Genomic DNA, 21,005 nt, shown 5'->3' with positions numbered 1-21,005 from the left:
GATACATTATATTTTATAGCAATTCCACCTAAAGTGTCACCTTTCTTAACAATATATGTTTGCCCTTTTGTTTCTACTCTCTGTATAATCTTTCCTTCGCTCAATTGGGGCTGTGTTACTTTAGAACTCAACTGTTGAGTATTTAAAAGACTTCTACCCTCTTCTGTTGCTATTCTGCCCATATCATCAGCTTCTTTTTCCAAACCCGCATCGTCATTTACAAGTGTTCCAGACTTCATCTGTAATGTAGGCTTAACTACTCCCTGCTTTTGCTGTACAGCATGCCAGCCCTCATGAGGAAGATGCTTTTCCTGTCCGGGAGCAATATAAATATCATTTCCCTGCGTATACGCCAGAGCACCCACTTGCTGTGGTTTATCAGAGTTTTGATGCACTTTTACATCTGACAGATCAACTCCTGATATTTTTTCAAGCCCTGCTCTCAGATTATGTTGAATACTTGAGCCTGAAAGGGTAGTATTGCCGTCGCCTTTCTTCATTTGTAGCGGATTTTTTTCATCATTATTCTTTAATTCTGAAGTTTCTTTTTTGCCATCGGAATCTTTTTTAATTTCAGAATTTGATCTTTCTAATAAAATTTGCTTCATTACAAGATTAGTCTGCTCTATCTTTCTTTGCTGTTTGCGTTGCTTTGCTTTCTCTCTTGCTACTACTGCTTGCCTGTATCCTATGATTGATTGCAAAAACAAGAATTCTTCTCTTGTTATGGCATCCGGATCATTAAGCATCATCTGCAGCAATTTCTTGTAATCCGTTGTTCTTACATTTTTCTTATTTGCAGCAGGCTTGTTCTTATGATTATTATTCACAGGATTATTTGTCCTGCCTGAAGCCGGCTCCGTTTTTTTTACTAACATCTTGGTCTGCATTAAATCACTCCCTTAAAATCTACTCAAATATATGTAAATTTTTAAGAGCTTTTAACATCCAGATTTTGAAACTTAATATATTTATTGTAAATCATTACAATTGTTAAATCAATAGACTCTTCTCCAAACCATCTTGCTTATACCCTTGAGCTACTTTTATGTCATTAAATTATAAACGAGAACATTCACTGTTTTCAATAAGGTTTCTACAACCTTTGTTCCCGGTTTGCCTGTAGGTATAAATAGCTAAAAAGTCGCAAATGCGACTTTTTAATAATTTTCATAAATAAACTTTATCCAATATTCTATAACATTATGGAATATCTATAATACCAATAAGTGCTGACTTTGGAGGTATCAACTACAGGCTTTACCAGTCTCTACTTACCGAAATCCCGTTTTTTCCTGTGACATTGAATGCCCAAACAGTTTTTTATAAACACTGTAAAGATAATGCCAATCCGAATATCCCACTTTTTCGGCTATTTCATATATCTTCATATCTGTATTTATATAAAGATTTCGGGCCTTTTCTACACGGAGTCTGGTTATATACTCAATAAAATTAACACCCATGGTTTGTTTAAAAATTTTACAAAAGTAATTCCTGCTTAAACCTACATGGTCGGCTACCATCTGAAGTGACAGGTTTTTATCTCCCAATTTATTCTTTATATAATCCAGCGCAATTTTCATTTCCTTATTTAAAGAAATATTACCTTTAAATTCCCTGGCATACGATATATTCCCGCTTCCCAAACTTCCTTTGGATGCTTCAAAGGTAGCCTCCAGGTATAATTTTGATAAATCGGTAAAAGTATTGGACACATTACTTATTCCTACAGAAAAATCCAGTTTAAAATTAGTATTCATAAATTCCATAATCATATGGATCTTATTCTCTACATTATCAGTGAATTGTTTATTAGTGAGGCTTTCCCCATCCCAGGAAACAAGTATATATTCATAAAAATTACTGCTTATAAATTGATGGATTTTTTGTCCCAAAATATCATTGGCAGCTTCACAAACAGCTGCTTTTAAAATGTTTATATTGTTCTCAAATATTTCAACTAAACTCTCCTGATAAAAATTCAATTTAAACACCGAAACAACTATTTTGTTTATATTTCCATTTAAATTGAACCTTTCCAATCCCTGAAGATACCGGTCTTGTTCAATCCCGGAACCATTCAGCAGTTCAAAAAAGAATATTTCCTTATCTTGCGGATGGTTGTGTCCCTCAACTTTGTTACTTACAGACTCTGACTTTGATATTCTGTCCTTTTGACTGGCAAAGGCTTTTTTTATTACCTCCAGAATATCATCTGGCAGCATAGCGGGTTTGAAAAGATAATCAAAAGCGCCAAGCTGAAGAGCCTGCCTGACTAAATCGAACTCATTATAGCTGCTTAATATTATTACTTCTGTTTCAATTTTCAACCTTCTTATTTCAGTCAGCAATTCCATACCGCTCATACCGGGCATTCTAATATCGGTCATGATGATATCAATATCTTCCATTGACAAAACCTCCAACGCCTCATCACCGTTTGAAGCAGTAAATACCTGAATTGTATTATCTGCTGCTTTAATACTGTCTTCTATAGCTGTTCTGGCAAATGCCTCATCATCTACTATCAATATTTTCTGCATCAGATACCTCCTGCCTTTTTATTATAGGAATTGTCACAGTAACACAGGTTCCTTCCCCTATTTCACTTTCCAGCTTAAGTTTATATCTATCTCCATAATTCAGTCTGATTCTATCTTGTATGTTGTGGAGTCCTATACCTGTCAGCTTGTCAAAGCCCATGAAATTAAAACCTTTTCCGTTATCCCTGATCTGAATTCTTATGAAATCCTCTTGCAATTGACCTCGTATGGTAATGCGGTTATCCCTGCTGCCATCTCCAAAGCCGTGAAGAATTACATTTTCCACAATGGGCTGCAATAGTATTTTCAAAATCATAAAATCGTCCAGCTCTTTATCCATAAAATAATCAATATGAACTGAATTATTATATCTGACTTCCTGAATATACACATAATCTTTAATAAACTGAATTTCCTGAGGAATTGGTACCAATGTATCAACTTGCCTGCAGCTGTATTCCAGCATATTAACCAGGGATACCACCATTTTTGCTATATCTTCGGCACCTATCCTCACAGCCATCCACTTTACGGCATTTAGAGTATTATACAGAAAATGAGAATTAATCTGGGAATTTAAAGCTATATGCTCCATAGTCATTCTTTCCCGCTCTTTATGAATATTTTCCTTCATCAGTTTATCCACTTCAGAAATCATGATATTGAAACTATCAACAAGTTCTGCAAGATCTTTATCGGCCACAGTATCAACTTTAATATTAAAGTCACCCCTGCTTACCTTTTTCATATTCCTTATAATACTTGTAATTGGTTTGGTAATACTTAAAGACAGGCTTAAAGCAATAACTCCTGCTGCCAACATACATATAACAGCTATCGTCACCCAGATGTCTCTGAATTTAGCCAGCTCCTGCCTGAGCATCTGATCGCTGTTTATCTGAATAATATTCCAGTTGCTGCCTTTTATTGCACATCTTCTTACAGTCATGCTATCTATATTTACCTTATCATGATTACCGGCTTTTTGTAAAATGGTATCCAGTGACTTATCGGCAATTGATATCTGCTCAGCAGATTTCCCTGCCTGCTGTTTATCGGTGGCATATATGACTTTACCGTCATTATCTACAATAAATACCATATCTTTATCTGTCACTTCCATAAAATCCATTGCATCTTTTATCTTTTGATAACTTATGTCAATCTGAATCAGCCGTATAACGCTGTTTCCGTTATATTTATTTAAATAGGTTACAAAACTGGCAACAAGCGGAGGATTTGAACCTGCACTCAAATATTTGTAGGCTGCCGTATGAGTTGGTATTGTTACCGTCCCTCCCGCCTGCCGCTTTTCATCCTCTTCAGTCCAGTCATTTTTCAGAAATTCTTCCTTGTTCCACTCTTTATTTGAGGTGTAGTAATTGCCGTCAAAGGTAATCATATAAATATTGTCTACTGAATCATTAGATACACGTATATTGGATAATAATGAATTCACATTCCGGAGTAAAATCAGCTTCTCATAAGAATTCATCTCGTTATAATTATTAAACATGGAAGAACTGACGGCCAGTCCCAATACTTGTTCCGATACAGTTCTTCCTTTGTTTATGGTATCCTCCATGTGCGATTTCATCATGTTAAGAGTATTTACCTGATATATTTCAATTTTATCCCTGTAGAAATTGTTAATGTTTCCGAAATAGATTAAAGATAAAAGTAGCCCGGGAATAAGCGCCATGAAAATCATGGCCAGAGTAAAGCGGAAACGAAGAGAAGTACGGCTTTTGATTGCCACATTTCCGCTGTTACCGTTATACACCTTTCTATTCCGCATTATCTTCCCTCCATTACCTCACAATAAATGCCAAATTAATTATTTTATATAAACGGTTTTACACTTAACACTTTTTCACAATTCACAGGATCATCAACCAGATCTCTTTTGCCTTTTGCATATAGTCCTTAAGCTCCATCCTGACGGGGATAATCTTGCAGTCGTATTCTTTCTTTATCATCCCGTAAATCGATTCATAGTTCTCATCAGCATCAGGATACCTGTCCGAAGTAGACAGGCATGTTAATTTTCCTTCCAAAAACTCTAAAATACAGTTGAAATACAATTTGTCATTGTCCGTCAGCCACACAAAAACCACAGCATTATCAATTTCACCTTTAAGACAGGTTTTAAGCCTTTCCATATAACATCTCATTGTTTGGCTGTTTCTTTTGTATATCTTTATACCGTCTCCGTCCTCCTGAGCATGGTAAAGACCAATAAAGTAATCATCTATATCCTGCTGATAAACAGTAGCTTTCTGTATTTCACTGTAGTAGTTTATCAGCCCCTCAGGAGTGTAAACTCTGATTTCTATTATATCAGAAAATTCGACAAAAATATCATCTATGCTGAGTACTTGTCCTTTGACATATGCTTCCAGTGAAAAGTTCTGATGGTCTGAGGTCAGAGCTTTATATACTCCTGATCCCCTATCCAGGATATGAAGTATCTTTCCTGTATTTATAAGTGGAGCAAGAACAGTTCCAAGGTTTGTCCATATTTCAGGTTTTAAAAACTCTATTTTGATGCTGCTGTCAATCATTTGCTGCTTCCTCCCTTTCTACCTTCCAGATCTGAACAGTATGTGCGGGTATATTAATCACAAGACTGTTTTCCTTTGCTAAACCCTTGCTCCTCCACAGGGCCGAAAATCTGCAAACACCTTTGAAATCCAACAGTGCTGTTTGTTCTTCAACTGCTTTATTTGCTATATAAAGCAGCTGAATTTTAGGATTAATATGGTTTTTATGGACAGAGATTTCTATATTTGGGTTTTCGCATGAAACAATGTTATTTACAAGGCTTTTTGTGTTTATCACACTTATATCAAAAGCTTCCGGATTCTTTACAGCAATTATCTGCCCGTTAGAATTAGTCTTAATTTCTTCCTCCAGAAGGCTGCACTTGTTGAAATCACGGTCCAAATATGGAATATACGGCCCAAGGATTAACCGCTTGTCCTTTGTTTGAGAAAATTGTAAAAGCTGCTTCTGAACCTTTTTATCCATAAAATCATATGAAGAAGCAATAATGACATCGTACTCTTCCCACTTTTCTGCCGGCAGATACTGATCCGAATAATTGTAGTCATAATGCTTTGAGTCTAAAATTCCGGAAATCTGATCTATCCATTTTTCATCACTGTAATTTCCCGGTGTGTAATCCAGGTTCAACTGTAAATCTGCCTCCGGAATAAATAGTTCATGAGGAATATCCAAACCGTTTATAAAGCAATTTGATGATAGTATATTTAAATCCATAATGGAATACAACGCTCTGAATCTGCCCATGTCATAGTTCCTCATAATAAGGATTTTCGGCTTTCTCCTATATTGATGCAGATTGTGCTCTTTCATCATTTTTAGCATATCGCTGAACATATTATAATAATTCAACCGTTTCCGTCCGTCATTTGTAACAGGACAGCCGCTCCAACGGTCACGCTCCACCAGCATATAAAAGTTAACAGCCTTCAGACCGTTCATTATGGAATATAAATAGCCGAATTCCTCTTCTTCTGCCGTAAGGAGTACTTCTCTGTCAAACCATGAACCCGATCCGAATTCAGGTACAAAAGGAAGTCTGCTGCTACCTGCCAGATATCGTATTCGTCTGCGGAGCATGGCGGTATCACCGGGCTCAGGATATGCATCAATACCTGCGACGTCCAGTTTGTTAATCCTTTCGTCCCTCTGGACCGAAATCGGAGTATAATCCTGATAAGCACAATTATGGAAAACCGGAATACCCAGCTCTAATTTTTCCAATATTGCAATTATCCTTTTCAAGGCATCAAGTATCTGATATTCTTTATATTCAACCCAATCAAAGTAATAGGGCAAATCCTCCCTGACCGTTCCCTTAAACCCCGAAGGAGCTTTAATTTCCATGAAATTATCATATGTACTGCGGTATACCTGGTTTAATTCACTTATACCGTTGTACTTTTCTGTCAGAAACCTGTGATACAAATCGATTGAGGCAGATGAATAATCCATGATATAAGGCCTGTCTCTAAAAAAGTTGCAGGTTTCATTATCAGCCTGAATTAAAATTATACATCCCTTTTCATGAATATGTTTCTTTAAAACAGGTGCCAGCTTTTTAAAATAAATTTCTGTCTTTTCATATAATTTTTCACTAGCATAGGAGGGTATGGGAAACTGCTTTGCTGCGTATGGATATACTACTGTCGATCCCCATGGAGTTCTTGCCTGGATATCCTCATCCATGAGTATCCATTCAGGATATCCGAAAAAGGTCATTTCGGCGTTTATATGCGGCCCTGGACGAACTATAACATGGAGTCCCTTTTCTTCGCATAAACTTAGGAACCCATCCAAATCCTTGTTACTTTCTATTTCACCAAAATCAAATTTTCCTTCTTCATACTCATGAACAGACCATGGAATATAGGTTTCAATGATTTCAAAGCCCATATTGCGTATATGCTCCAAAATGGTGTCCCATTTTTCCCTGTCACTTCTCCAATAGTGTATTGAACCGCTGTATAATGGTTTTTCGGTACCATGAATCATAATCCCGGTTTCGGTAAATTTTATCATGCAGTCCTCCCCCGCAAGTCAGTTGCCTACCAGCTTTATAACTTGCGTCAATAATTGTAATATTAAATAAAATATTTTTACATAACTCATATTTTTATCTGTGCGGCCTGGTGCCGCGATTATCCCTTGACTGCTCCTGCTGTCATACCTGCTATTACCTGCTTTTGGAACAGCAGATACATAATGACTACGGGTGCAATTGATATTGCAAAACCGGCGCAGAGCAAGCCGTATTGAGTCAGATATGAACCTTTTAAAACCGATATTGCAACAGATAATGTCCGTTTGGCAGGTGTTGAAATTACCACCAGGCCCAGCAAAAGGTCATTCCAGCAATTCAGGAAAGCCAATGTTGCTACTGTGGCCAGGCCCGGTTTTGCTATGGGCAATAATATCTGAAAGAAAACCCTTGCTTTTCCGCAGCCGTCAATAGTTGCGGCTTCATCAATCTCTTTTGGAATGCTTTTCAGAAATCCGTTCATTATAAACATGCTGAAGGAAATATTTACTGCGGTATATACCAGAACAAGACTAAATAAATTATCCGTTAACTTTAAATATTTAAAGATTAATACCGATGGAATCAATAAAGCATGTATGGGTATCATAAGTCCCAGAGAAAAATATGTGGATAACAGCTTGCTTTTAGCCACTCTGGTCAATATATAGCTTCCCATGGACGTAATTACTGCCAGAATCACCAAAGTTATCATACATACAAATAAACTGTTAAAAAATGATCTCCCTGCACTGGCACCCTTCCAGGCCTCGGAGTAATTCTCCCATCTGAATACGCGCGGAAGTCCAAAGGAATTACCATAGATATCATTATTATCCTTCAATGACGTAATCAATACCCAAACGAAAGGATACAGCGAAATGACCGACACTAAAAGGAGAAAAACATACTTTACTGTTCCTTGAATCTTGTATTTCAGCGGCTTACCAAAAAAACTACGCATCTGTACCTCCTAATTTTCACTCCCGGATGCAGAGAACCTGTTAAATAATAATGTTATAGTCAAAGAAATTAAAATAATTGTTATTGTTATGGCACTGCCCATTCCGAAATCAGAATTGCCGAAGGCTGTTTTATACATGAATACCCCCAGGTAAGCCGAACGTACCCCGGGACCGCCGTTAGTCATGATATAGGAATGATCAAAGGCTTTAAGTGAACCTGTAACGCATAAAACCATGCATATGTTAAGGAAAACAGATAACTGAGGCAGAACAACATGAAAGAAGGTTTTGACTTCTCCTGCTCCATCAATCTGGGCGCTTTCTATCAAATCTTCCGGGATTGACTGCAGGGCTCCTAGAAAAATAGTAACATATAAGCCTATATACTGCCACACCTGAGATGCCATTACAGCATACAGCAAAGTTTTCGGGTTTGACAGCCAGTTGGTTTGAAGCATGTCTAAACCCACTGCATAAAGAATTTTGTTAAAGATCCCAATTTCACTGTTATAAAATAGTGAAAACATTAATCCGATGGCTACAGGAGCGATAACGACAGGCAGGAAAAATACTGTTCTGAAAATTTTCATTCCCCTGACTTTTGTATAAAGTAAATATGCCAGCAGCAGTCCAAAGGAAATCTGAACTATTAATGAGACAGCTGTTAATTTAAGAGTGTTGAAAAAAGTTATCCAGTAATCGTTATTTTTGAGCAGCTCTTTATAATTTCCCAATCCAATAAACACTTTTTCTGAAACTCCGTTCCATTGGGTCAGACTGTAGTAGCCTGTCTGAAGCATGGGAACAAAGAGAAATATTGTATAGATCAGAAATACAGGAGCCAGAAATAAAACCGGTAAGGTTAGTTTATTAATTTTACTTTTCATTAGAGTCCCTTTCTGAAAAGAAGGCCATCTCAATATTTTATTTTGAGACAGCCTTTACATTTTCATTCTATACGGTCGATAACATTTAACCTATTTACTGTTTTTATCCAGAACTGCTTGTATTTTGTCAACAAAAGCCTGCGGTTCCAGAGCCTTGATAAACAATTCATCCAGACTGCTGTCGAACATGTTGAGGGCGTCAAGGCTCGGCATGGTTGAGAAATGAACCTGTATCAATTTCTTGTCAGCTGCATAAGCCATCATCTTCTGATAAATCACTTTTTGACCGTTCATATCCACATTGACCTTCTTGGCAGGAATCATACCGCTTTTTGAAAGGTTGATTGAAAGATCATCCGATGCAAGAAAATCACAAAGTTTTATCATTGCATCATGTTTTTCAGAATCGTTAAAGGTTGCCTTGTTTATCTCAAAACCATATACTGTGAAACCTGACATAATTGCAGCAGGATCTATATCTGCATCAGGAAGTTTGGGAATCGGAACAACTTCGCTGATTTTTTGTATTTCTTCAGGAATGGACTCAAACATCCATGGATAAGTATATGTCATAGCTGCCTTTTTATCTGTATACAGCTGCAGGCATGCTGCCCAGCCGCCGTTTGCCACAGTGTCCTTGGGGAACATTTTATTATTGATCATATCCTGTATGTTTGCAGCTACCTTCACAGCATTGGCAGTATTGAATTTTCTTGATGCAGTGAGGTTTTTAAGTTCATCTGCCGCACCATTGTATTGATTGTACAATTCACTGAAGAAGAACTCGGACGGTGTTCCGCCGCTGCTTGCCATTGCTATGGGAATAATCCCTTTATCATTAAGTACTTTTGATACCTGTTTTAATTCATCATATGTTTTAGGTACTGTGAGACCATTTTGTTTAAATATTTCAGTATTTACAAGGAAAACTCCGCGGGTTGATTCAAGAGGAACACCGTAAGTCTTTCCATCTGCAGCCGTATAGTAGCTAAAGGAAGAAGGTTCAAAATTTTCTCTCTTTACGGTTTGACTGGCTTTAAAATATTCATCAACATCCAAAAGCAGACCTGCTTCAACCATAACATTCATCATGGCTCCACCCCAGTAGGTAAACGCATCGGGTAAATTTCCAGATGAAATCTGAGTCTTTATTTTTGTCTTGTAATCCTCAGTGCTGTATGTTTCAAAGGATATATCCATAGAGTCCTTGTTTGCATTCTGGAATTCCTGGAATTTAGGATAAAAATAATTGTATTTTGAGTCCCCCTCACCCCAGTTTGTCGACAGTACCAGTGAAACCTTCTTTTGTGCAGTATCGGCAGTACTTACGGCTGCTGTCGAATTTGCAGTCTGACTAGAAGATGTATTATCAGATGAATCCTTGCTTCCGCATGCAGCCATACTAACTGTTAAAGCAGCTGTCACGGCCAATGCAAATGCCTTTTTACTAAAATTTTTCATGGTCATCCTCCTGTTATTATATATTTCTTCCTGATAGTTATAACATGCGCAAGTTGTAACTTTATATAAAGGTTTTCCCTTATGTGAAAATTGTATAGGATTAAGCACAAAAGATAAATACGATAAAATTCAGTAATATGTTATAAAATATTACGCTTTACATGAAAAGGCTGAAGTAAACTAATCCGATTATTAGTTTACTTCAGCCTTTTCAGCACAAACGGAGATACCAATGAATACTGATTATTTACAAAAAAACGATTTCAATAAATCAACATATTTTGAAGGGTACTTTAAACTCAATTCACCATGTTTCATTCCAGGCGCAGTATAAAGAACGCTTCCCGTTATCGTATCATGCAATAGACGAGCGGACTTTTTCATGATTCCGACTTCATTCTCTCCTACGATAATCAAGACTTTTGTTTTTGTGTCTGCAATACATTCATTTAAGTTATAGTTGCCATTGCTCAGTGTGATATTAATCAGTGATTGCCTTGATATTTTCAGACTGTCCTGATAATACTGTTCAAACATATCCAGAGGGACACATAGTGTTTTTGCCTGCATTCCGGCAAACCATTTTTTCTTAATCAGACCATAAAAAAGCTTGTATGTTGGTACAGTCAAGGCGGTTGTTCCCTTAATGGGATAAACCAATACGCTTTCGATAATTGCATAATCTGTAATTTTTTCTCTTTGAGATAGAACCTCTGTTACAATCTGTGCTCCGATTGACAATCCACCCATAGCAAACACCTGGGAATTGCAATTTGTATCAATATATTCTATGAGTTTCCTTGCGCAATCCTGAATGGATATGAATTCTTCATCTCCATCCTCTCCATGGCCGTCAATAATAGGCGTAATAATATGGAAATCAGATTGCAGCTGTTCTACAATACTGTTTAACGACCAGGAGGATAGTCCGCCCCCATGCAGCAAAATTATAGTGGGCATTTGTTTATTCGGGGTTTCTTTGAATATCATGGTGTATCCTTTCTGCTTCTTATCATTGCTATCAACACGTTTGTCCGGTTTAAACATCCCCTACAGGTTACAGGGTATCTTCTTGAGTATGCAAAAAATATTCAGAATCTCATTTTAATTATGAATAAAAAATATAATGTAACAGGTAATCCTATGATTGCAGATAGTATTGTAATCGCAGTGTGTACTATTTTCTCATCTCGCAATATAAATAATGAAAACTTGTACCCTAAAATACCAATCCATCCACCGAAACAATTTAGAATTACATCATCAATGTCTGATGCACCGATGCCTAAAAGTCCCTGAGTGATTTCAACAAATAAACTCACTATCAATATAAACAGCAGATTGGTTATTGCTCTTTTATCATTTTTGAATAAAGGCAAATATATACCAAGGGGAATAAAAATAACGATATTGCCAGCCACATTAACAAAAGCAAGTGTATTCGTAATTTCAGAACTGCCAGATATATATTCCATTATACTATAAAACGGAATGAGATTGATCGACCTAAATAAAGTCCTTTCATTATTAAAAAGTTCAAAAATCGAAATTCTTGATAAGAACAATATATTCATTAACAAAACTATGTAACAAATGAAAACACCATATAAAAAGGCTGTTTTAATTGGTTCTCGTTTATTCATAATACCTCCATTTTGCATTTTATCCCTGCTTATCTTTGAAGTTCAGTTGCCTGTATTTTCGTGAAGAACTCTTATTTTCCTATGCTGCTGTATACAGCTATTGCATCGGTAATATTAAACTGTTCCGAGTGGTTATCTCCTTTTGCACCGGCTGTAACCAAAACATATTCTTTATTACCCGCTCTGGCGAGACTTGCGAGACACAGACCAGCCTCATCAGTATATCCGGTTTTTCCCCCTAAAATTTTTCCTCCGATAATATTTTGATCACTGAGTCCTTTAAACATGGTGCTGTAAAAGGTTATCCCATCAGGATGTCTATTCGTAGGCCGTATAGAATGACGTGACGACGTAAAGACTTCCCGGAAAGTATTATTTTGCAAAGCATAGCTTAAAAGAACAGCCAGATCTTTGACTGTTGTATAGTGGTTTTCATTGTGAAGTCCGGTCGAATTTTCAAAATGGGTATTTTCCATGCCAAGATCTGCCGCCTTTTGATTCATTAATTTTACAAAATTCTGCTCTGATCCCGCAATCTGATCAACAAGCCCAATACAGCACTCCGCACCGCTCGGCAGCATTGCTCCGTATAACAGATCTATTGCCCTGACCTGTTCACCTGGTTGGAAACCTGCCATTGATGCATCTGCTTCGTACAGCCCCTGAAATGTAGAATTGGTAAGTTTGATTTCTTCCTTCAGGTCAGGTAAATTTTCTATCGCAACAATGGCTGTCATCATTTTAGTTAAAGAAGCAGGATAGATTTTATCTTCACTATTTTTCTGCCTCAGGATGGTATGATCTTTTAAACGGATCAGAATCGCATTAGGACTGTTCAGTTTGTCGAAGGATATAGAAACAGATGGACCGGGTTCTATCTTTTGCGGAGGAACAGGTGCTGTTCTATCTTCAGAAGAATCTGGTGTTATCTTTAAAGGCGAATATGACGGGGTTTTATGGTCATATTCCTTCTCAAATATTTGGTGGGTTCCTGGAGTAGTGACGGATTTGTAAACAATAGCGGCAATGGCAACCATCAACGCAAGTGCTATAAACATGCGTACTCCTGACTTTTTCTTTTTTACTTTTCGTACCATAATAAAACAACTCCTTCTTCTGTGCTGATATTATTTAAGCACAGAAGAAGGAGTTATGTTGGAATTCTATCTTATGAACTTCTTAATATTTTCTTATAACGGAAGCTTTACTGTTTCCCGGCAGCCCAGCTTCATTGAATTTAAAACCTGTTCTGATGTGGAATTGTAGGTAAACCGGAATTGAAAATAAATAAAAGACCTGTAGAACATTCCTCTGTCCTGCAGGTCTTTTCGAAACATGTTTAATAACAACTTCCTTGTTTAAGACGGCTGTTTTATATTGTAATCATTCCCCCAGATAGGTATTTACTCTATCCTGAATCAGTCTTGTTGTCTCTTCCGCGGATTTTTCACCCGAGAAGAAGGCCTTTGTTTCATCAACTATAATGCTGTTGATATTTTCATCTGCATTTGCAAATTTATTCAGTTTGGATATGAATCCGTCAATGTAGTCAATATCCGACTGTGACATCGCCGCGGGGCTTAGAGAAATATTTCCGTTGGGACCTTTCATCATCATTCTTGTTTTTCCTCCTGTCGATGCATCTATGGCCTGTTGGGCTTTCTTCAGCTGGGCAGCCCTGTTTATTGAAAAGCCTCCGACACCCATTTTGGCCGGGCCTCCGGCATTTCCATTTCCTTTTGACTGGGTCATTCCACTCTGGGTGCTCTGTGCCTGTACTTCTTCCGAAATAAGTGTCTTTAGCAGTTCCCAACTCTCAGCCTTATATTTGGAATTATTATTTATGGCATATAAAGAACTTGAGGTAAAGGTTTTGCCATTGGAAGCTCCTTCGGAAGGAAGCTCATAAAGACTTAATTTCTCTTTAAAAGCGGACTTCATTAATGCATACATATTATAATCCGTGATAGTATACGGATAAAATACCAGTGCTCCTCTGCCCGCGGCATCCAGTACCGAAACCATATCCGTTTTAATACTGCTGTCGGCCAGGCTGCTGTCGGTGAATGACCTGACTGTGGTAAGGAGTTCAGTAAACTCCTTTGATGTAAAGGTGGCATTCTTCTTTTGTGAATCTATATAATTGCTGTAGCTGCCGCCGGTGAAGAGATTTAAAAGCTCCATAGGGCCCACTGCCGGCAATGCAGCCCTGCTGCCGCCGTCCCCGCTGTTTTGTGTGACTTTCCCGGCTATTGACTTAAAATCCTCCCAGGTCCATTTGGCGCTGTCTATTTTGATTGACTCCTGATCAAGCACTTCCTGGTTTGCCATTAAAATATTGAAGGAGAATTCTGTGGGAAGTACATACAGTTTATTATCCGACTTTAATGCATCCATGATATTTGTATAATAATTGTTTATGTCAAAATCCTTATCCTTGTCCATAATATCACTTAGATTTGCAAGAATGTTTTTGGATACATAGTTTTCATAGGGTAAGCCTGCAGCTGAAATTATATCCGGTCCGTTACCCGAAAGTATCTGTGTGTTCAGATTTTTAACGTAAGTCTCATAATCACTGCCGCTATTATCCTGGCCTGGATAGGTCTGAACGTCGATGCGGTACTCGGGATGCTCCTTCTGATACTTACCTGCGGCCATTTCAAGTGCTCTGTTTGACTGCGGGACTGAAACAGTGATGGTTTTCTTTTCCTTTATTGAATTGCTGCCGCTGTCTTTTGAATACCTGTATATTTCATATTTAATCTCCCCGCCGGTCACAATAACTTTTCCGTCTTTTGCTCCTCCGTCTACAGTTTTTCCAGAGGGAGCGCCATCTCCTGCCTTATCCGGGCTTTGGCCATCAGCGGGTGTTATCTTACCTCCGCCGGAAGGTGCCGAACTTGAGGTTACAAATATATTTCCTGCAGCATCCATACAAAGATCAATAATGTTATTTCCGGCGGCCAAAATGGTATAATCTTTGAAATCAATAGCTGTTTCAATTAATTTACCGTTGGAATCATATCTGGTAATGTTCTGGCTGCTCATATGATAAATGGATTTGTCAGCTTTCGAATACCTTATTTTATCTGAACCTATCATGTACATTCCTGAATTTTGAGACGGCAAATCAACCGCCCAGATGCTTTTACCCGTGGCTGCATCAAGTTTCTCAATGGTTTTCTTACCCATGCCGAAATTGCCCGCTATTATATTGCCATCGGCATCGATATCCAGACTTTCATACTGCAGGCTGCCAAGTGTTCTTAGCTTCTGTCCGTCCTTTCCCAGTACCTGAATATTTTTTGTGGGATCTGTCAAATAAATATTGCCGGCTGAATCTACGGCAACATCTGAATAACCTGCGGCAGCCATTGCACCGTCCCCCGATCTGCCGAGGACGTCCAGTTCAAAAGTCTGTTTGACCTCTCCTCCAGAGCTTAGCACTGTGAGGTTTTGAACAATATTATCCTGCTGCTGTTCACTTGAGAGCACATAGATATTATCCTGTGCGTCAAGGGCAAAGGCTCTTACATTTCCTGCAAGGCTGCAGCTGAATTCGGTTCCGGGCACCCCATCGGAACTTAAAGTTACAAATCTGCCGGCTTCTCCGACTCCCCTGTCAAAAAAAACAAGTTGGTTTTCTGAATTGACCCTGCTGCCTACAGGCCACTTCAAACCTGAACTGCCGCCGATCTCCGTTTCAATATACCTTACTGCATTTTGCTCCTGTGACTGCCTGCTGCTTTTGTCATTTCCGCAGGCTGAAACACTTACAGTAAGTGCCAATGCCAAAAATATACCTAGAATCCTTTTAAACATTTAAATACCACTTTCCTCTCTCTTTGAATTAAATAAAATTTTTATGTATATAAAGGCCCACACCACCAGAATACTTTTTATATCCGGCATAAAGGGCAGGTCTGCAAAAAACGCCGTCATGGCGAGAATTGCCAGTGAAACAGCCATAAGTACGGCAAAGACTGCCGTCATTCCCTTGATATCAATGCTTAAATAACCCGACTCGCGAAATCCCGCATATAAAAGCACGGCTCCCAACACAGCCGAAATAAAAACAATAAAATCCAACAGAATATTTGAAGTATTCACAAGCAGTTCCGGACGTGAGGCTATATATCCCATGTTCTGCACGCTTCCCTGAATTGCGGCTTTAAGCAGGTCTTGATAATACGAAATATTTATCAGCTCATCGGGAATATAATTTGGAGGAATGTACAGTTCAAACCTGATACCGAGCCATAAAAGAACAATGCCGGCAGCAGACAGGAGCATTTCAAGTAAGCAGGCTCCAATGTAAGCAAGGCTGGATTTTACAACATTTAATATATAATCGGTTCTGCAGCCGGACCTTATGTGTGAGTACAGCCTTGACAGAGTTTTTTTCAGGTACAGCGTTAAAGTAATTATGGATACTGCTCCCAGGACAAACGGATATAGCTTTGGCAATTGCTTCATTAAGGCAAGTTTAATATTATAATCACTTAAGCTGTAGTTTGAAGGATTTTTCCCTATCTGCCTCAAGGCCGATGAAATACTGTTCCTGTTCTGATCCAGAGTGGAGGCATCTCCGGTCCTGATCTGAAGAGTCTCTATACCTGCCGTGCGGTCCAGTTCCAGCATTACTCCAACCGGTATGTAAACCTGGGAAATACCGCTGTCGGTCAGTTTTCCCATAAGAGAGTCATCTTTTTTGACAACTCCCGTAATTATGAAAACAGCTCCGAAAATTTCGAGTTTCTGACCAGTCACATTTGCTGTTTTAAATATATCCAATGCCAGATCATAATCTATTACTGCAACCATTGCTCCTTCTTCTTCCTGCCTGGAAGTTATAAAACTGCCTTTTTCAAGTGATACATCAGTAAACTTTGGATATCTGCTGTCAACACCGTTTATACTTGCAGGATAAGCTATACTGTTGAAGGACACGGAATTGTTGATCAGGCCCGACCGGGCGGCAGCACTGATATCCTTGTTTGAAAGCTCTTTTTCAAGCCTGGTGACCTCATCCATTGTAAATGTATTTAACCCCTGGGGGTCCAGCTGTTTTTTCACAGCTACCATCACCTTTTGCAGAGAGTAATCCCCATTAAGCTCCAGGCATTTCTCAATAATTCCTCCTCCAAGGACAATACCTGAAAGCGTAAATAGTACACCGAAAAAAGATATCAACCATAGTGTTTTGCTTTTTTTCATAATAATCACAGCTCCTATTCGGCTATTCTTACACGCGATCCGTCGGACAGGGGTTTATCGCTGTCTGAAACAATCTTATCCGCAGAGGTCACTCCACTTAGAACAGCAGTTTTTACGTTATCGGAATCGCCAATATTTACAATTACTTTTTCAACATAAAACTCATTTCCCAGTGTACCTTTCCTTTCCTTGAGCACATATACAAAATTCCCGTCATTATCCTGTCCCACTGCCGAATTTGAAACAAGTGTCTTATATGAGCCCATACCCTTCTTAATATTTGCCGTGCCGCTTTCACCCCCTATTAAATCTTCTGCGCTTATATCAATGAGAACGTCCTTTTTTACTCCCATTTGCTGTTGATTATCCTTAAGCTGGCTGACCACACCCTTAATGGTTCTGTTCCCCGAGCTTATTGTCAGCTCGGCTTCATCCCCCGGCTCTATATATTCTGCGGCACTAATGTCAACGGCAGCAGTGAATTGGAAGCCGCCTTTTGCATCGGCGATTTTGTACAAGGGCTGGGATGAATTGGCAGTCATGCCTTCGGAATAATACAGTTCTGTTATTATTCCGTCGCAGGGAGCCGACACCGTACTCATGCCGGCCTGCTTCCGAAGATCATCTATTTTCCGCTGCGCAATGCTGATATTCAGTCTGTTAGTTTCAATGTCTCTTTTATTGTTTTCAATATCTCTTTTGTTGTCCGATAAGGCTTTTTCCCTGTTATTCTTCGCTATTTCATATTCGGTATTTGTGTTTTCACAGGCTGTTTTTGCATCGGCCAGTTCATTGGCGGCAGCAGCCCCCATTTCATACAGGCTTTTGCTGTCTTCGTAGTTTCTGCCTGCTTTTTCAGCACTCTGCCTTGCAAGTTCAACTGCCTTGTCAAGATTTAAAAGACTTTGGGGCGACCCGGCCTCTTTCAGCTTTTCACCGGTGTCGAGAAGCTTCTCCAGGCTTAACTCCAGCTGGGCAAACTTATCCTGTTCATCCTTTATCTGATTTTCCAGCTCCGAGGTATCAAGGGTCAGAAGCTTTTGTCCCTGCTTTACGGTGTCTCCCACCTTAACCGTGATTTCGGTCACTTTCATACTGGATTTAACATACAGGTCATGAAAGGATTTTGCCTCAACCTTTCCTGTCCCCGAAACCTCTTTTATCAACGCACCGCTGGCAGCGGTTTCATAAGTCACTTTTGGAAGAGTAAAGCTGTTTATTGAATTTGAAAAAAATGTTAAAAGCAGTATTACTGCCAGAAATATTACTGTTGCTTTTCCCATAAGCCTTCTGCGGCCTGTTTTTTCATTCTCTTCTAATGCATTCATGTTTTGTTCTACCTCCACGTCAATGTTTTTTTATAACGCAATAACCCCGTTATAATTTTTGCGAATTACTGAAGTAAATTAACAGAATCTCTGCAATTCCGGATTAACCCTTAAGACCCGAAAGCTGAATCCCCTGTACCAGATAGTTCTCCCCGTAAAGGAATACCAGCAGCATGGGCAGCATGTAAATTGTGGAGGCTGCAAAGGCTATGCCCCGTTCACCTTCATTTATGCTGGACAGATAAATCGAGAGGGGATGCTTGTTTACATCCTGTAAAAATACAAGGGGCTGCTCAACCATATTCCAGTTATCTATGAAAACCAGAATTGCCAGAGCCGCCAGTCCGGTTTTTGACATGGGAAGGATAATGCTGCAGAAAATCCTGAACTGATTGGCTCCATCCACTTTGGCAGATTCTATATAGGCATCGGGTATGTACATCATGAACTGCCTCAATAAAAATACTCCAAATGTACTGAATATGCCGGGAAGTATAATGGATAAATAGTTTCCCATAAGGCCTAATTTACCGACCATGATATAATTGGGAACCAGAGTAACCTGAAAAGGCATCATCATGATGATGATATACGCAAAGAACAATTTGTCCCGGAAAATGAACTTCTGTTTTGAAAAGGCATAAGCTGCCATTGATGCCACCAGCAGCTGGCCCAATATTATGGGTGCTGCCAGAAACACCGAATTCCAGAACTTCATAAGAAACTGCGTTTCTTTTATTAGGACATAGTAATATTGCTTAACAGTTACCATGGAAGGAATCAATTTAACATCGGCATATTTGCCTGCAAAAGAATCCTTCTCCGGTACCTGATCTTTTACTGCGACCATGCTGTAGCTGTCGGTTATTTCCTGCTCACTCATAAAGGAATTTGTAACGGTAAGCAGCAGCGGAAATAAAATGATTATGGCAATGACAAACAAAGAAACCGATAATATTGTTTTTTCAAGCTCTTTATAAAACTGGCGCCCGGTACCCATACCTTCTACCCTCCGATTGTACTGCCGATTTTTCTTTCAAGTTTAAACACTATTAAAACCAGTATGTAGATGAACACTGCCATGATAAAAGCCGCCGAAGTAAGTTTCTGGTAATCCAGGGATGAGAACATATTGTTCATATAATGCTGCAGCATATATATGCTGTTTTGAGGATACGCACCCGAAATCAGGTAGGTCTCCCTGAATACCTTGAAGGAGTTGATAATGGACATTACAAATATGAAAAACGCGGCAGGAGTCAGATATACCAGTGTAATATTGGTGAACTTGCGCCAGCTGCCGGCGCCGTCAATATCGGCCACTTCGTAGTATTCCCGGGGTATATTCTGCAAACTTGCAAGGAATAGCACCATGTTGTATCCAATATTCTTCCAGAGATATACAATTATTACTACAAGCCTTGCATAATCGGTTTTCATCCAGTCAATGGGCGAAAAACCAAAGGAGGATATCAGACTGTTTATGGAACCGTTAATATCAAACAATATCTGCCACACCAGAACCACAGAGGCTACAGGAACCACAAGCGGTACAATGAAGGCGGTGCGCAGAAGGTTTTTCCGGTATATATCCCTGTTCAGCAAAAGCGCCAGCCCCAGGGAAAGTAAAATGTTAAGGGGCACGCTGATTGCCGTAAAAGTCAGGGTATTGTAACCTGCCCTTAAGAATACCGAATTCTGTAGAAGCTCAATATAGTTTTTCAGCCCCACAAAGCTTCCCCCTACCGGACTGTCTACAAATGAATAGTACAATCCACCCACAAACGGTATGAAATAAAAAATTGAAAAACCAACAATACTTGGTGCCAGAAATAAAACTGGTGTTATGTTTTTTGGCTTTTGCATCAATATCCTCCTATACAGCTTATTTATCAACCAGTAGTCTGCAATACAACTACTGCAATAGTCATGTTCGAAATAATACTACTGCAATAGTCATGTTCGAAATAATACTACTGCAATAGTCATTCTTTGTCAATTGACTATTGGAATAGTTAATAATTAGTTAGATTAACCTGATAAATTCAACTTTTGTGAAGTTATACACTTCATATTAATAAAAATTATAGAATAAATTGATCTTTGACACTTGAATATGTGAGTTACTTGGCCATTTTTGACCTTCAGGCCATTAATTTGGCTGCTTGCCGTAGATTATGGGCAAAGATACCCAGACCAGTCCACATTTGTGTTTTCCGGTATCCACTGAGCATGCTGCGATTTAAACCAAACCGACGCTTCAAACAACTGATTCGTCCTTCAATGCCTGAACGCCATTGTTTTAACCGTCGGAATGCTGATGTTTTTTCAAAGGCTTCCCGTTCCTTGGATTTTCTTCCGATTTTGGGT

18 protein-coding genes are annotated in these 21,005 nt (G+C 38.9%); all 18 read right to left on the bottom strand.

What is annotated here, in order from left to right; genetic code table 11:
- On the bottom strand, nt 1-890 hold an 890-nt coding region (locus T344_RS29980), incomplete at its 3' end, for an eCIS core domain-containing protein (protein WP_117407523.1).
- Nucleotides 891-1,274: 384 nt separating this feature from the next.
- Complete coding sequence (locus T344_RS0118675; protein ID WP_027629961.1) at nt 1,275-2,546, bottom strand: response regulator transcription factor; 1,272 nt, start codon at nt 2,544-2,546, stop codon at nt 1,275-1,277.
- On the bottom strand, nt 2,521-4,344 hold the full coding sequence (locus tag T344_RS0118670) for a cache domain-containing sensor histidine kinase (RefSeq protein ID WP_027629960.1): 1,824 nt from the start codon (nt 4,342-4,344) through the stop codon (nt 2,521-2,523). Before T344_RS0118670 ends, T344_RS0118675 begins: the two co-directional genes overlap by 26 nt.
- A gap of 82 nt (nt 4,345-4,426) precedes the next feature.
- Nucleotides 4,427-5,110 (bottom strand): hypothetical protein, encoded by a 684-nt coding sequence (locus T344_RS0118665; protein ID WP_027629959.1) that lies wholly within the window; start codon nt 5,108-5,110, stop codon nt 4,427-4,429.
- Nucleotides 5,103-7,133, bottom strand: a complete 2,031-nt coding sequence (locus T344_RS0118660; protein ID WP_027629958.1) for a beta-galactosidase — start codon at nt 7,131-7,133, stop codon at nt 5,103-5,105. Before T344_RS0118660 ends, T344_RS0118665 begins: the two co-directional genes overlap by 8 nt.
- Before the next feature lie 119 nt (nt 7,134-7,252).
- The gene (locus T344_RS0118655; protein WP_027629957.1) at nt 7,253-8,095 is read right to left on the bottom strand and encodes a carbohydrate ABC transporter permease; all 843 of its coding nucleotides are present in this window, start codon (nt 8,093-8,095) and stop codon (nt 7,253-7,255) included.
- A 9-nt stretch (nt 8,096-8,104) separates the two neighbouring features.
- Nucleotides 8,105-8,983 (bottom strand): carbohydrate ABC transporter permease, encoded by an 879-nt coding sequence (locus T344_RS0118650; RefSeq protein ID WP_027629956.1) that lies wholly within the window; start codon nt 8,981-8,983, stop codon nt 8,105-8,107.
- 90 nt (nt 8,984-9,073) lie between these two features.
- Nucleotides 9,074-10,444, bottom strand: coding sequence for an ABC transporter substrate-binding protein (locus T344_RS0118645; protein ID WP_027629955.1), 1,371 nt, complete (start codon nt 10,442-10,444; stop codon nt 9,074-9,076).
- A gap of 243 nt (nt 10,445-10,687) precedes the next feature.
- Entirely contained in the window at nt 10,688-11,434 is a 747-nt protein-coding gene (locus T344_RS0118640) for an alpha/beta fold hydrolase (protein WP_027629954.1), read from the bottom strand.
- A gap of 101 nt (nt 11,435-11,535) precedes the next feature.
- A complete protein-coding gene (locus T344_RS0118635; protein WP_027629953.1) occupies nt 11,536-12,087 on the bottom strand; it encodes a VanZ family protein in 552 nt (183 codons plus the stop codon).
- 71 nt (nt 12,088-12,158) lie between these two features.
- Nucleotides 12,159-13,184, bottom strand: a complete 1,026-nt coding sequence (locus tag T344_RS0118630) for a D-alanyl-D-alanine carboxypeptidase family protein (protein ID WP_027629952.1) — start codon at nt 13,182-13,184, stop codon at nt 12,159-12,161.
- 93 nt (nt 13,185-13,277) lie between these two features.
- A complete protein-coding gene (locus T344_RS31060; RefSeq protein ID WP_154669460.1) occupies nt 13,278-13,424 on the bottom strand; it encodes a hypothetical protein in 147 nt (48 codons plus the stop codon).
- 46 nt (nt 13,425-13,470) lie between these two features.
- Nucleotides 13,471-15,912, bottom strand: coding sequence for an extracellular solute-binding protein (locus T344_RS0118620; protein ID WP_027629951.1), 2,442 nt, complete (start codon nt 15,910-15,912; stop codon nt 13,471-13,473).
- Nucleotides 15,913-17,307 carry an ABC transporter permease gene (locus T344_RS0118615; protein ID WP_027629950.1) on the bottom strand — a complete coding sequence of 465 codons (1,395 nt, stop codon included), beginning with the start codon at nt 17,305-17,307 and terminating at the stop codon, nt 15,913-15,915.
- Nucleotides 17,308-17,321: 14 nt separating this feature from the next.
- Nucleotides 17,322-18,635 (bottom strand): efflux RND transporter periplasmic adaptor subunit, encoded by a 1,314-nt coding sequence (locus tag T344_RS0118610; protein WP_027629949.1) that lies wholly within the window; start codon nt 18,633-18,635, stop codon nt 17,322-17,324.
- 103 nt (nt 18,636-18,738) lie between these two features.
- Nucleotides 18,739-19,635, bottom strand: a complete 897-nt coding sequence (locus T344_RS0118605) for a carbohydrate ABC transporter permease (RefSeq protein ID WP_027629948.1) — start codon at nt 19,633-19,635, stop codon at nt 18,739-18,741.
- Nucleotides 19,636-19,640: 5 nt separating this feature from the next.
- Nucleotides 19,641-20,501, bottom strand: coding sequence for a carbohydrate ABC transporter permease (locus T344_RS0118600; protein WP_027629947.1), 861 nt, complete (start codon nt 20,499-20,501; stop codon nt 19,641-19,643).
- A 278-nt stretch (nt 20,502-20,779) separates the two neighbouring features.
- A partial coding sequence (locus T344_RS0118595) for a transposase (RefSeq protein ID WP_027629946.1) occupies nt 20,780-21,005 on the bottom strand: 226 nt, incomplete at its 5' end.

Origin of the sequence: Ruminiclostridium cellobioparum DSM 1351 = ATCC 15832 (assembly GCF_000621505.1) — a bacterium.
GTDB lineage: Bacteria > Bacillota > Clostridia > Acetivibrionales > DSM-1351 > Ruminiclostridium > Ruminiclostridium cellobioparum.
Note: the sequence above shows the minus strand (reverse complement) of the source record. Positions and strands in the feature narration are given on the sequence as shown.

What these genes read in the sequence shown, in the direction of transcription:
- T344_RS0118630 (WP_027629952.1), bottom strand. Translation starts at nt 13,184, where the DNA reads ATGGTACGAAAAGTAAAAAAGAAAAAGTCAGGAGTACGCATGTTTATA.
- T344_RS0118665 (WP_027629959.1), bottom strand. Translation starts at nt 5,110, where the DNA reads ATGATTGACAGCAGCATCAAAATAGAGTTTTTAAAACCTGAAATATGG.
- T344_RS0118635 (WP_027629953.1), bottom strand. Translation starts at nt 12,087, where the DNA reads ATGAATAAACGAGAACCAATTAAAACAGCCTTTTTATATGGTGTTTTC.
- T344_RS0118615 (WP_027629950.1), bottom strand. Translation starts at nt 17,307, where the DNA reads ATGAAAAAAAGCAAAACACTATGGTTGATATCTTTTTTCGGTGTACTA.
- T344_RS0118675 (WP_027629961.1), bottom strand. Translation starts at nt 2,546, where the DNA reads ATGCAGAAAATATTGATAGTAGATGATGAGGCATTTGCCAGAACAGCT.
- T344_RS31060 (WP_154669460.1), bottom strand. Translation starts at nt 13,424, where the DNA reads ATGTTTCGAAAAGACCTGCAGGACAGAGGAATGTTCTACAGGTCTTTT.
- T344_RS0118670 (WP_027629960.1), bottom strand. Translation starts at nt 4,344, where the DNA reads ATGCGGAATAGAAAGGTGTATAACGGTAACAGCGGAAATGTGGCAATC.
- T344_RS0118655 (WP_027629957.1), bottom strand. Translation starts at nt 8,095, where the DNA reads ATGCGTAGTTTTTTTGGTAAGCCGCTGAAATACAAGATTCAAGGAACA.
- T344_RS0118605 (WP_027629948.1), bottom strand. Translation starts at nt 19,635, where the DNA reads ATGGGTACCGGGCGCCAGTTTTATAAAGAGCTTGAAAAAACAATATTA.
- T344_RS0118600 (WP_027629947.1), bottom strand. Translation starts at nt 20,501, where the DNA reads ATGCAAAAGCCAAAAAACATAACACCAGTTTTATTTCTGGCACCAAGT.
- T344_RS0118650 (WP_027629956.1), bottom strand. Translation starts at nt 8,983, where the DNA reads ATGAAAAGTAAAATTAATAAACTAACCTTACCGGTTTTATTTCTGGCT.
- T344_RS0118645 (WP_027629955.1), bottom strand. Translation starts at nt 10,444, where the DNA reads ATGAAAAATTTTAGTAAAAAGGCATTTGCATTGGCCGTGACAGCTGCT.
- T344_RS0118610 (WP_027629949.1), bottom strand. Translation starts at nt 18,635, where the DNA reads ATGAATGCATTAGAAGAGAATGAAAAAACAGGCCGCAGAAGGCTTATG.
- T344_RS0118620 (WP_027629951.1), bottom strand. Translation starts at nt 15,912, where the DNA reads ATGTTTAAAAGGATTCTAGGTATATTTTTGGCATTGGCACTTACTGTA.
- T344_RS0118640 (WP_027629954.1), bottom strand. Translation starts at nt 11,434, where the DNA reads ATGATATTCAAAGAAACCCCGAATAAACAAATGCCCACTATAATTTTG.
- T344_RS0118660 (WP_027629958.1), bottom strand. Translation starts at nt 7,133, where the DNA reads ATGATAAAATTTACCGAAACCGGGATTATGATTCATGGTACCGAAAAA.